9 protein-coding genes are annotated in these 11,381 nt (G+C 41.1%); 6 read left to right on the top strand and 3 right to left on the bottom strand.

Annotated features, from left to right (window positions below):
• The 3 genes from D9O48_RS08990 to D9O48_RS08980 all read right to left on the bottom strand — a co-directional run.
• The coding region (locus D9O48_RS08990; protein ID WP_233589218.1) for a DUF6443 domain-containing protein at window positions 1-629 on the bottom strand (629 nt) is incomplete at its 3' end.
• A gap of 531 nt (window positions 630-1,160) precedes the next feature.
• Window positions 1,161-1,646: a YcxB family protein gene (locus tag D9O48_RS08985; RefSeq protein WP_126972617.1), complete on the bottom strand. Its 486-nt coding sequence runs from the start codon at window positions 1,644-1,646 to the stop codon at window positions 1,161-1,163.
• A gap of 92 nt (window positions 1,647-1,738) precedes the next feature.
• Complete coding sequence (locus tag D9O48_RS08980) at window positions 1,739-5,056, bottom strand: vitamin B12-dependent ribonucleotide reductase (RefSeq protein WP_126972616.1); 3,318 nt, start codon at window positions 5,054-5,056, stop codon at window positions 1,739-1,741.
• Between the two features lie 340 nt (window positions 5,057-5,396).
• Here D9O48_RS08980 and D9O48_RS08975 point away from each other — a divergent pair, with 340 nt between their 5' ends.
• The 6 genes from D9O48_RS08975 to D9O48_RS08950 all read left to right on the top strand — a co-directional run bounded on the left by D9O48_RS08975 (window position 5,397) and on the right by D9O48_RS08950 (window position 11,378).
• The gene (locus D9O48_RS08975) at window positions 5,397-6,080 is read left to right on the top strand and encodes a DUF2490 domain-containing protein (protein ID WP_158624854.1); all 684 of its coding nucleotides are present in this window, start codon (window positions 5,397-5,399) and stop codon (window positions 6,078-6,080) included.
• Between the two features lie 58 nt (window positions 6,081-6,138).
• Entirely contained in the window at window positions 6,139-6,894 is a 756-nt protein-coding gene (locus D9O48_RS08970) for a geranylgeranylglyceryl/heptaprenylglyceryl phosphate synthase (protein WP_126972614.1), read from the top strand.
• 421 nt (window positions 6,895-7,315) lie between these two features.
• Entirely contained in the window at window positions 7,316-8,032 is a 717-nt protein-coding gene (locus tag D9O48_RS08965) for a GNAT family N-acetyltransferase (RefSeq protein ID WP_126972613.1), read from the top strand.
• A gap of 9 nt (window positions 8,033-8,041) precedes the next feature.
• On the top strand, window positions 8,042-9,241 hold the full coding sequence (locus tag D9O48_RS08960; protein WP_126972612.1) for an argininosuccinate synthase: 1,200 nt from the start codon (window positions 8,042-8,044) through the stop codon (window positions 9,239-9,241).
• Window positions 9,242-9,250: 9 nt separating this feature from the next.
• Window positions 9,251-10,231, top strand: a complete 981-nt coding sequence (gene argC, locus D9O48_RS08955; protein ID WP_126972611.1) for an N-acetyl-gamma-glutamyl-phosphate reductase — start codon at window positions 9,251-9,253, stop codon at window positions 10,229-10,231.
• 10 nt (window positions 10,232-10,241) lie between these two features.
• A complete protein-coding gene (locus D9O48_RS08950; RefSeq protein WP_126972610.1) occupies window positions 10,242-11,378 on the top strand; it encodes an aspartate aminotransferase family protein in 1,137 nt (378 codons plus the stop codon).
• Window positions 11,379-11,381 lie beyond the last annotated feature (3 nt).

Genomic DNA, 11,381 nt, shown 5'->3' with positions numbered 1-11,381 from the left:
GCCGTTAAAGAAACTTCCCACCGGCGCACTTCCCCGCCGTCACTGTTTAATTCTTCGCTGGTGGAAACACCACGGCCCGAACCCGCCCAACTGTTACCCGCTGCCTGTACCGACAAGGGCCGGTGCAGCGGGGAGCGTTCATACACCGTTTTGCTGTAGTAGACGGATTCACCCGGATACTGGCTGCTCATAAAAGTGGACTGTTTTGAAAAAGGGTGTGGATTAAAACGGCCCGTCACCGTATCGGATACAAAAGGCAGGTATTGTAAACTCACCAAACCAATCGAGTCATACAATACCGGTGTGACAATATCTTTACCCGCAGGGCTCGCTTTTCTGGCACTTTGCTGCAACAGATTGCCCAGGCCGTCGAAGTACTGCACAGTCAAACGTACTTCTGCAATACTGCGGCTGGCCAGCCGAACATCTGTTTCTGTTGTCAAGGGACGGGCAGGTATCCAACTGTATAGCTTATTAACCGATGTACTGCTATATGCAGCAGGAACGGCAGCCACCCCAAGCGTAGGTGCCGGTATTACAGGTGTCGTAACCGGTACCACCTGGCTGATCACTGATACCGGAAAAGTAACAATGATCAATAACATGAAAAAATAATACAACCAACGCATAGAAGGTATTTATGGATGCATAATAGGTGTATGGATACTACGGCTTAGAACTTGTTCATATAGTGATACAGAACAGCGCTTTATTATTGAGATACAGTGAATGGCTACTTACAATAAAATCGCAGGTGAACGTTTCCGATAGTTTTTACAAAACGCAGAAGAAAATATAAGTGTACAAAAAGAAATGGAAGAGCAAAACCTATAGTCATCAGGCGAAAACCTGTTATAATGAAGATACAATATGATTACTGTAAAAAAAGTATTTTATATGCCCAAAAATAACTTTGTGTGAAAAAAATGTTTTCGATAGCCAGTACAATAAAAACACTTACCGGCAGTATATCAGTTTGTCATTTTTATGTGAACGGAAAAAATTAGCAGAATAGGCGGTTTTATGAACAGTGAATAATGATTCGTTCAAACAATCTCTGATCTGTTACTATATAACCCATAAGCCCGGTATTATCCGAGCTTGTTAAAAAATCAATAGTATTGTTGTAATTAACAGCAAATATTGGATTACTGTCTTAATTATTTATTATACCTGGCTATAGAATCTCTGAATGCGTCACGGAATAATTGTGTGGTTGGAATATCTTTCATTCCATCTTTTGGTACCAGAAAGAATGAGCGTTGATCAAAGTATAAATGAAAGAAGTACTCACTCTCTACATAGTGACTAAAATCCTGCCACTCCCATTTTCTGGACATCCGGTCATTGGCGAGTTCAACACCATCTTTCAATAAAGTCATTGAAAACTTATCCTTGAATGTAGCGGCTTTTTTATAAATTCTGGCAGGCATAATTCTCCAGATCACCAGCATAAGCACTAACCACAGTAATGAAAAAATCAAGAAAGAAATGGGCTGGATTTTCTTCATGAAAAACAAGATGGCCGATCCAATTGAAAAAACATTGACCATGATGATTAATACTTTAATCTCTCTTCTGGTTAAGAAGTGATAGCGCAAACCTTTAATTACCTGATCTTTGTCATAATCAAAATAAATCGTCATTTCTTTCAGTTTCCACAAACTTAGCAAAACATTGGAGCTAAAACAAAAAACCAACCGAAATCGGTTGGTTTTCATTTACATATATCCATTGTTTAACTGCACCCCATGCTGTTTCCGCAATTCAGGCATTTATAGCAGGTACCTGAGCGGATGGTGATATGCCCACAGGTATTACAGGCCGGTGCATCACTCTGCAAACTTTTAGCAGCAGCATTTACCATTCCCTGTTGAGCGGCTTTTGCAACTGTTTGCAATGCCTTTTCAGGCGTTACGATAGCAGGTTTTGCGTGTGCAGCTTTGGTAGCTACCACCCGCATATCGCCCAATTCAGGTTTCGCCGTTTCTTCACCGAGGTTTTCAACGGAAGGTTTATCGAGAATATGTACCAGGTCAGTTCTGCCAAGGTATTCATAAGCCAGTGACCTGAATATAAAGTCAACAATCGAAGTGGTACTTCTGATATTAGGATGCTCTACCATTCCCGAAGGTTCGAACCTTGTAAATACAAACTTCTCTACAAATTCTTCCAGCGGAACACCATATTGCAGTCCGATAGAGATAGCAATAGCAAAACAGTTCAGCATACTACGCATTGTTGCACCTTCCTTAGCCATATCAATAAAAATCTCTCCTACAGTTCCGTCGCTATACTCACCTGTTCTCAGAAAAATAGTCTGATTACTGATTTTCGCTTTTTGTGTAAAACCTCTTCGTTTCGAAGGCAGTGTTCTCCGCTCAACAATTCTTGCCAGTTCGCGTTTTAATTTTGTATCTGGCGAAGCCTGTACTCTTTTTTGAACTTCCTCTAAAAGATCACTGATCGTCAGCTGACCCAAATCAATTAATGGCGATTCGGGCGATGCGGCCTCCACACTTTCTTCTTTGGCAGCTGTTTTCTTTGAAGAACTTTTATTACTTAAAGGCTGACTGAGTTTACTTCCGTCTCTGTACAATGCACAGGCTTTCAAACCGAGCTGCCAGCTTAAGAGGTATGAATCTGCAATTTCTTCAACGGTTGCTTCGTGTGGCAGGTTGATTGTTTTAGAAATAGCACCACTCAAAAAGGGTTGTGTTGCGGCCATCATCTTAATATGCCCATGTGCATGAATATATCGTTCTCCTTTCTTACCACATTTATTCGCACAATCGAATACCGGCAGATGTTGCTCTTTCAGATAAGGAGCTCCTTCTATAGTCATAGTGCCGCAAACGTAATCATTGGCAGCTTCTATCTGCTCGTCTGTAAAACCGAGTGCTTCCAGCATATTCCACTCAAAGTTGAAATAATCTTCGGGTTTATATCCCAGGCGTTTCAAACACTCTTCGCCGAGATTATACACATTAAATACAAAACCAATTTCAAAAGCAGTTTTAACAGCCTGATCAAGTTTTTCTATTTCTTCGGCAATAAACCCTTTTTCACTTAAACTCTGGTGATTAATATGTGGTGCTCCGGCAAAACCTGCGTGCCCAACGGCATATTTTACAATAGCATCGATTTCTTTCGTGTTATATCCAAGATTTTTAAGCGCAGCAGGCACTGATTGATTGATAATTTTAAAGTATCCGCCACCACTCAATTTTTTAAATTTTACCAATGCAAAATCCGGTTCCACACCGGTCGTATCACAATCCATTACCAGACCGATTGTTCCTGTTGGAGCAATTACGGTAGTTTGCGCATTTCTGTAGCCGTATTGTTCCCCTAACTGCACAGCATCGTCCCATGCTCTGGTAGCTGCTTTCAGTAAGTAATCAGGGCAATGAGCTGCTTTAATACCTTGCGGTTTTATACTTAATTGTTCATACTCATCTGCATCATAAGCGGCCAGGCGGTGATTACTCATAACCCTCAACATATGCGTTTTGTTTTCTTCATACTTATCGAAGGCACCCAAAAAACTCGCCATTTCAGCAGATGTTTTATAAGCGACACCGGTCATGATTGCAGTGATGGCACCGGCAATTCCTCTTGCCTGTTCGCTATCATACGGTATTCCCATCACCATTAACATAGAACCAAGGTTGGCAAAACCCAGTCCGAGTGTTCTGTAATCATAACTCAATTGAGCTACTTCTTTTGAAGGAAACTGTGCCATCAAAACAGATATCTCCAATACAACGGTCCATAAGCGGCAGGTATATTCAAACCCTTCTACATCAAAAGTGTTATTGGTTTCGTCATAAAACTTTCTGAGGTTGGCAGAGGCGAGGTTACAGGCAGTATTGTCGAGGAACATATATTCCGAGCAAGGATTAGAAGCATTGATTCGCCCACCTTCCGGACAGGTATGCCATTCATTAATCGTTGTATCGTATTGGGTACCCGGATCGGCGCATCTCCAGGCAGCATAATTAATTTTATTCCACACTTCTTTAGCAGCCACTCTTTTCATCACTCTTTTATCGGTACGTGCTATCAGCTCCCAATCATCATTGTTCGCCAGTTTCTCAAAGAAAGAGTTAGGAATACGAACAGAGTTATTCGAATTTTGTCCGCTCACCGTTCTGTAGGCTTCTCCTTCATAATCGCTGGGGTAGCCTGCATCGATCAGTGCTCCTACTTTCTTTTCTTCTTCTACTTTCCAATCAATGAAATCGAGTATTTCAGGATGATCCAGATCGAGGCAAACCATTTTTGCCGCTCTGCGGGTAGTACCACCTGATTTGATGGCTCCTGCCGAACGATCGCCGATTTTCAGAAAACTCATTAATCCGCTGGAAGTGCCGCCTCCGCTCAATCTTTCACCTTCGCCTCTGATATTGGAAAAATTGGTACCAACGCCTGATCCGTACTTGAAAATACGGGCTTCTCTTACCCAGAGATCCATAATTCCTCCATCATTCACCAGGTCATCACTAACGCTTAGAATAAAGCAGGCATGTGGTTGTGGACGCTCGTATGCTGAAGTAGATAATTTTAACTGGCCGTCTGCCTGATCAACATAATAGTGCCCCTGAGGTTTTCCGGTAATACCATACGACTCATGTAAACCGGTATTAAACCATTGCGGGCTATTAGGAGTACATTGCTGATTAAGAATACTGAATACGAGTTCTTCATAAAATACCTGTGCATCTTTTTCAGAAGCAAAATAATTATAACGCTCTCCCCATACGCGCCAGCAGTTCGCCATGCGGTGAGCCACCTGCTTTACTGAAGTTTCTCTGCCGGTAGTACCGTCGGGTTGAGGCACCCCTGCTTTTCTGAAATATTTCTGTGCAAGAATATCGGTAGCGATCTGGCTCCATTGTTGGGGAACCTCCACATTATTCATTTCAAAAACTATCTCACCGTTAGGGTTTCTGATCACCGACGAACGATAGTCGTATTCAAACTGATCAAATACAGAAGTGTTTTCTCGGGTAAACTTTCTTTGAAACTGCAGTCCTTGTTTTTTTCTCGTCATCGGATATAGTTTTAAATGATTTAAAAGGGTGATCAATAAGGTTGGTGGCGGTACAGGGGTTGATAATGAATTTACTGATTTTCATAGCGCGGCAGTTCTTGTAAAATATCAACAGCTGTGGAAAAGACTTGATTCTAAGCAATAAGTAACTGTAATAGAGTAACTAAGGGAAATCAGGCTTTTTTTGCACTTAGAGTGACAAACAAGATTTGTTTAATTGAGCCGTTTTTCGTATATTAATTACAGCAGGGAGAGCGATTTGTATTATTAATACTGCATTAAACATATTTTCACTATACAACCCTTTGATTTACTGAATCGTCTATGAAAAAAATGGATGATGAAAAAGATTCTTTTATTGACGATCGCATCGGCACTATGGGTCGTGCACGCGAGAGCGCAAACCTCAGATCACCTGTGGGGGGCGATCTTTTACACGGCTAAGTTAACAGACAAATGGGGATTAATCGGGGATATTCAATGGCGTTCAAAAGACGATATGAAGGAGATGAGTTCTTTCATTATCCGCCCCGGGGTTTCGTACAATTTTACCAAACAGTTATCTGCATCTGCGGGATATGCTTTTATTCCCACCGACTACACACATGATGTAGTACCCGAACACCGTGTTTGGGAGCAATTGATTTTTGCCCATAAAAATGAAATACTGGGCAGTACCAACACTTCTTTTGCCCACCGCTTACGGATGGAGCACCGTTGGGTTCCTACTCACGTAACGGAACACGATCATGATTATTTAAAATCAAACCGGTTCAGGTACTTTATCAGAACAATTACACCCTTGTTTTCTAAAGAGTTAACTGCCAACACTTTCTTTTTAAGTTTACAAAACGAGGTATTTTTGAACCTGAAGGGCAGTAATTTTGATCAAAACCGGGCATATCTGGCTGCCGGTTACCGTTTCAGCAAAAAATTTGATGGAGAGATGGGATATATGCACACTTCCATGAGTAATAATACGACCCGCAGCATTCTTCAGATTGCCGGATATGTAAGATTATAAATATTAGTAGGTGGAGCCAAAGTTTTTTTGTTTTTTTGCATGATCCAATAGCACTGGCATGACAAAAACTATCTATCCAACTCTACTTCAACAAAAAGCGAGCGGAAAGAAGTCATTTGCAGTTCTTATTGACCCTGATAAAATCACCCTCCCCCAAATCGATGTGTTAGTTGAATTATCCTTGCAGGCCAAGGTAGACTACTTTTTTGTGGGTGGTAGCCTGGTGATTTCGTATCAGTTAGATGAGATCATACAGGCGATTAAGTCAAGATGTGATATTCCGGTAATATTGTTTCCGGGAAGTTCGTCACAGGTGTCAAAATATGCAGATGCACTTTTATACCTATCACTGATTTCGGGCAGAAATCCTGAACTCCTCATCGGGCAGCATGTTATATCTGCCCCGATGGTGAAACAATCGGGGCTTGAGATCATGAGTACCGGTTATATGGTGATCGACGGTGGCGCTCCCACTACGGTCAGTTATATAAGCAATGCAACTCCTATTCCGGCCGACAAAAATGAAATCGCCATGTGTACTGCAATGGCAGGTGAAATGTTAGGTATGAAGTTGATTTATATGGACGCCGGCAGCGGCGCCAAAACACCGATTACCGAAGGCATGATCAAAAAAGTAAGCAGCGTGGTAGATGTACCTATCATCATTGGCGGAGGTATCAAAGACCCGGAAAAAGCCTATTTAAACGGAAAAGCCGGTGCCGACATCATTGTAGTAGGAAACGCCATAGAAAAAGATCCGAACCTGATAGCCGAGCTGAGCGCAGCCATTCATAGCTCTAACATAACAGTTTAACTAAACGAATTGAAACCCATTTGTACCCCAAATGGGTTTTTCTTTGACCAGTAGTGAAATATTGCACAAAATTTTATCATAAAAAAAACACTTTACATTAAAAAAGTGTTTTTCTTTGTACTGTAAAAATATTTGAATCAAGATCATTTCGTATAAAGAATGCAAAAAAATCTCACCAACATACTCGCTGATGCTGCCACTCTTGTGGAGGCTATATTGCGTGGGGTTTTTCCTGTACAGCTCCGTACAGTTTTTCATTGTCGCCCTGTCCCCGTGAGGGTACGACGTTGATACCGCATTGACCATAGTATTCCTATACTATAATGCCCTTCGTGGCATTGATTGTATTATGTTAACACGATAGTACCGATACCGGTTCCTATCGCATTTCTAGTTATGTTATCTGATCATTTATACAAAAATGGAAACCCAGAAAAAATTCCGGATATTAGTTGCTGACGAATCACATGTCGGCTTTTCGCAGATTATATGCGACGAGATGGCCTCTTCGGCCAAGGCTCGCGGTACGGGTATAGCGAAACGGTCACCAGAATACATCGAACAAAAAATGCGAGAGGGAAAAGCCGTCATCGCTTTCAGTGAAGATAATATTTGGGCAGGTTTTTGTTATATCGAAACCTGGAGCCATGGCGAATACGTTGCCAATTCAGGTTTAATTGTTAGCCCTGACTTCCGTAAAGGAGGTTTGGCTAAAGCCATTAAAAAGAAAATTTTCGAACTCAGCAGAAAAAAATATCCCGACGCAAAAATATTCGGTTTAACTACCGGACTCGCTGTTATGAAAATTAACAGTGAGTTAGGTTATGAACCTGTAACCTATTCAGAGCTTACGCAGGATGAGGCATTCTGGGCAGGATGTAAAAGTTGCATCAATTACGAAATTCTAATGAGTAAAGAACGTAAAAATTGTTTGTGCACAGGCATGCTTTACGACCCGAAAGATCACTACTCACCTAGTGAAACTAAAGAATTCTTTGAAGAAAAGAAATCTGTTTTAGCCAGGTTACTACAATATAAACAATGGAAATTCTTAAAGAAATTCTTACACAAAGAAGAGCGCAAGGCAAACGGAGGAGCTCCTAAGAAATCATTGTTACATTTATTTTTCAATCACTAAACACATCACATGTCAAAGAAAATTGTTTTAGGTTTTAGCGGTGGTTTAGATACCACTTACTGCGTAAAGTATCTTAGTCAGGAAAAAGGTTATGAGGTACACAGTGTAATCGTTAATACCGGTGGGTTTAGTGATGAAGAACTGATTAAAATAGAAGCACACGCCAAAAACCTTGGAGTGGCTTCCCATACCACTGTAAATGCCGTAAAAAGCTATTACGATAGCATTATCAAATATCTTATCTACGGTAATGTTCTTAAAAACAATACTTATCCGCTGAGCGTAAGTGCCGAAAGATTAAGCCAGGCCATACACATCGCCGAGCACGTAAAAAATATCGGTGCAGATGCCGTTGCACACGGAAGTACCGGCGCCGGTAACGATCAGGTACGTTTTGATATGGTGTTTCATATTATGATTCCTGGTGTTGAAATCATCACCCCTATCCGCGATCTTAAACTCAGCCGTGAAGAAGAAATTACCTACCTCAAAGCAAATGGGGTGGAAATGAACTTCGACAAAGCAGTTTACTCTATTAATAAAGGGCTTTGGGGAACTTCTGTTGGAGGTAAAGAAACGCTTCAGTCAAAAGGAATTCTTCCTGAAGAAGCATGGCCGACACAGGTAAACAAAACCGGAAATGAAGAAGTTAAATTAAGCTTCGAAAAAGGAGAATTAACTGCCGTAAATGATCAAAAATTTGCTCATCCGGCCGAGGCTATCCAATACCTTCAAAGTATTGCAGGTGGTTACGGAATCGGTAGAGACATTCACGTAGGTGATACCATCATCGGTATCAAAGGCAGAGTTGGCTTTGAAGCCGCAGCTCCAATGGTAATTTTAAAAGCGCACCACGCTTTAGAAAAACATGTACTGAGCAAATGGCAGTTGAACTGGAAAGATCAGTTAGCCGCATTTTACGGAAACTGGTTGCACGAAGGCCAGATACTTGACCCGGTAATGAGAGACATCGAAGCATTCTTACAACAGTCTCAACAAAATGTTACAGGGGATGTTTTCGTTCAACTATTACCATACCGTTTCCAGATTATCGGTATAGAAAGTTCATACGATTTAATGAACTCTAAATTTGGTAAATACGGAGAAATGAATAGTGGGTTTACCGGCGATGATGTGAGAGGATTCTCTAAAATCTTCGGCAATCAAACAATTATCTGGAACGCTGTTCAGGAATCAAATAAAAAATAAAGTCAGGTCATGTCAAATAAAATTCGTGTAGGTATTGTAGGTGGTGCCGGTTATACAGGAGGTGAATTATTAAGAATACTCATCAACCACCCGGCAGTGGAAATCACTTTTATCCATAGCAGGTCGAACGCCGGTAACCCAATCTATACCACCCACCAGGATTTAGTAGGTGAAACCAATCTTGTTTTCTCTGATCAGTTTGATTTTACAGTTGATGTAATTTTTCTTTGTGCAGGACATGGCGAAGCTAAAAAGTTTTTATCCGAAAACGAAGTTCCCGTTAATGTAAAGATCATCGACCTTTCGCATGATTTCCGGTTAGAAAAAGCTTCAACAACCGGTAACCGTACTTTCGTTTACGGACTACCTGAGTTGAACAGAGAAAAAATAAAACAAGCGCAGAATATTGCCAACCCGGGATGTTTTGCCACCGCGATCCAATTAGGATTGTTACCCTTAGCACAAAAAGGGTTGCTGCACGAAGTATATACCACCGGTATTACCGGTTCAACAGGAGCCGGACAAAGCCTGAGCGCCACCTCTCATTTTAGCTGGAGAGCCAATAATATCCAGGCATATAAAACTTTACAACATCAGCATATAAGTGAAATCGGCGAATCGTTGAAATCACTTCAACCGGATGCCGGTAAAGTACATTTTATTCCATGGAGAGGCGACTTTACCAGAGGTATCTTTATCAGTTCACAGGTTACAACACAGTTGAATATCGATGAATTGTATCAGTTGTTTACCGCGTTCTATGCAAGCCACCCGTTCACAGTGGTAACGAAAGAACCGGTATTCCTGAAACAGGTAGTAAATAGTAACAAATGTGTCATCTCTTTAGAAAAAACAGACGACCAGCTAGTGATTCACAGTGCGATTGACAACCTGTTAAAAGGTGCATCAGGACAAGCTGTTCAGAATATGAATCTCTTGTTCAATTTACCCGAAACAACCGGCTTGCAACTAAAAGCTTCTTATTTCTAAATATAGAAAAATGAAATTATTCGACGTATATCCCTTAAATGACATTACAATTACCAAAGCACTTCACTCAACCGTATGGGACGATCAGGGTACTGAGTACCTGGATATGTATGGTGGTCATGCTGTAATTTCAATCGGTCATACTCATCCTCATTATGTTCAACGATTAACAGAACAATTAAGTACGGTAGGATTTTATTCCAACTCTATCAAAATTCCTGTTCAGGTTGAACTGGCTGAAAAGCTGGCAAAAGTATCCGGCAAAAACGATTATCAGCTGTTTCTTTGTAACTCAGGGGCAGAAGCCAATGAAAATGCATTAAAACTGGCAAGCTTTCACACCGGTCGAAAAAAGATCGTTGCTTTCAGGAAAGCATTTCACGGCAGAACATCTCTGGCAGTAGCCTGTACAGATAACCCGGCTATTGTTGCTCCTGTTAATGAAACGGAAAATATAACATTTCTGCCTTTCAATGATACAGCAGCATTAAAAGCACATTTTGCTAAGGAAGGCAATGAAATTGCTGCAGTTATTATAGAAGGGATACAAGGTGTTGGAGGCATACAGGAGGCATCAAAAGAGTTTTTACAGGCGATCCGCAGCTTGTGTGACCAGTACGGCGCTGTATATATAGCCGATAGTGTACAATGTGGTTACGGCCGAACCGGTCTGTTTTTTTCGCACGACTGGGCAGAAGTGAATGCTGATATTTACAGCATGGCGAAAGGAATGGGCAATGGATTTCCGATTGGCGGTATATTAATTGCTCCTCATATTCAACCTAAACATGGCATGCTGGGCACTACTTTCGGAGGCAATCACCTGGCTTGTGCCGCAGCACTGGCTGTTCTGGAAGTGATTGAAAAAGAAAACCTTTTACACAATGCAAAAGAAACCGGTGATTATCTTATCAACGAAATAAAAAATATCGGCATCTTTGAAAATGTAAGAGGAAGAGGCTTGATGATTGGTTTCGATGTGCCTGAACAATACAAAAACCTGAAGAAAAACTTATTACATACTTACAAAATATTCACTGGTGAAGCAAAGCCGAACGCCATTCGGTTACTACCTTCACTTGCGTTGAGCAAAACAGATGCTGAAAAATTTGTAAAAGCACTTAAAACTGCTGTTGAAGCATATTAATTT

This window comes from Gynurincola endophyticus, assembly GCF_003991195.1.
GTDB classification, from domain to species: Bacteria; Bacteroidota; Bacteroidia; order Chitinophagales; family Chitinophagaceae; genus Gynurincola; species Gynurincola endophyticus.
Note: the sequence above shows the minus strand (reverse complement) of the source record. Positions and strands in the feature narration are given on the sequence as shown.